The organism is Bradyrhizobium sp. STM 3809 (genome assembly GCF_000239795.1).
Classification (GTDB): domain Bacteria; phylum Pseudomonadota; class Alphaproteobacteria; order Rhizobiales; family Xanthobacteraceae; genus Bradyrhizobium.
The window spans coordinates 1-1,575 of sequence record NZ_CAFJ01000422.1; the positions used below are offsets into that span (position 1 = coordinate 1).

The 1,575-nt window shown below is 63.7% G+C and carries 2 protein-coding genes; both read left to right on the plus strand.

Annotated elements, in window-relative coordinates; translation table 11 throughout:
* On the plus strand, positions 1-888 hold an 888-nt coding region (locus BRAS3809_RS20270), incomplete at its 5' end, for a ubiquinol oxidase subunit II (protein ID WP_035657155.1).
* Positions 889-898: 10 nt separating this feature from the next.
* A partial coding sequence (locus BRAS3809_RS20275; RefSeq protein ID WP_035657157.1) for a cbb3-type cytochrome c oxidase subunit I occupies positions 899-1,575 on the plus strand: 677 nt, incomplete at its 3' end.

Here is a 1,575-nt window from a genome sequence, read left to right on the forward strand (position 1 = left end):
CTGGGCGCGGTCACCTGGATGGGCACGCATCTGCTCGATCCCTACCGCACGTTGGGCCGAATCGCCGCCGACCGGCCGGTGACGCCGCAGGACAAGCCGCTCGAAGTGGACGTCGTCGCGCTCGATTGGAAGTGGCTGTTCATCTATCCCGAATACGGCATCGCCAGCCTCAACGAGCTCGCGGCTCCCGTGAACCGGCCGCTCGACTTCCGGATCACCTCGTCGTCAGTGATGAATTCGTTCTACATCCCGGCACTCGCCGGACAGATCTATGCGATGCCGGGCATGCAGAGCCGGTTGCACGCGGTCATCAACAAGCCCGGTGTCTATCGCGGTTTCTCGGCAAACTACAGCGGCACCGGCTTCTCCGGCATGCGCTTCGCCTTCCATGGTCTCTCGGATGCGGAGTTCGCGGGCTGGATCGAGAAGGCGAAGGCGAGTGGCAATCAGCTGGGCAAGGCCGAATACCTGTCCTTGGAGCGTCCGAGCGCGAACGAACCGGTCAGCTATTACGGCTCGGTCGACGGCGATCTGTTCCGCGCCATCCTCAACATGTGCGTCGAGACCGGCAAGATGTGCATGAGCGAGATGATGGCGATCGACGCCAAGGGGGGCATGGGCATGGCCGGCGTGCGCAACACGCTGCCGCTCGCCTACGACAAGTTCGCCGGACGCGGCGCGGTGTTCGGCGCCGAGCCGAGCTTCGTCGCCGGCGGCGTCTGCCTGCCGGGTGACCAGGTCACGCGCATGGCCGAGGACACCTCGCCGACCGTGCTCGCGCCGTTCGACTGGACGCCGCTGCAGGGACGCGGGCTGGAGCGGCCCGGCCTGATGCGGCCGTCCAAGGCTTCCTTCATCACGAGGCCCTCCTCGAAGTCGGATTCGTGAGGATCACACCATGTTCGATACAGCCAATCTCACAAAAATCATCTTCGGCCGGCTGACCCTGGAGTCGCTGCCGTTGCACGAGCCGATCATCGTCGGCACCTTCGCGATGGTCGCGCTCGGCGGCCTCGCGCTGCTCGGCGCGATCACCTACTTCCGGCTCTGGGGTTATCTCTGGAAGGAATGGTTCACCACCGTCGACCACAAGCGCATCGGCATCATGTATATGGTGCTCGGCATCGTCATGCTGCTGCGCGGCTTTGCCGACGCCCTGATGATGCGCCTGCAGCAGGCGATCGCCTTCAACGGCTCCGAGGGCTACCTCAACTCGCACCACTATGATCAGGTGTTCACGGCCCACGGCGTGATCATGATCTTCTTCGTCGCGATGCCGCTGGTTACCGGCCTGATGAACTATGTCGTGCCGCTGCAGATCGGCGCCCGCGACGTGTCGTTTCCGTTCCTGAACAATTTCAGCTTCTGGATGACCACGGCCGGCGCCGTGCTGGTGATGTGCTCGCTGTTCGTGGGCGAGTTCGCGCGTACTGGCTGGCTGGCCTATCCGCCGCTGTCGAACCTGTCCTACAGTCCGGATGTGGGCGTCGATTATTACATCTGGGCGCTCCAGGTCGCCGGCGTCGGCACGCTGTTGTCCGGCGTCAATTTGATCTGCACCATTGTCAAGATGCG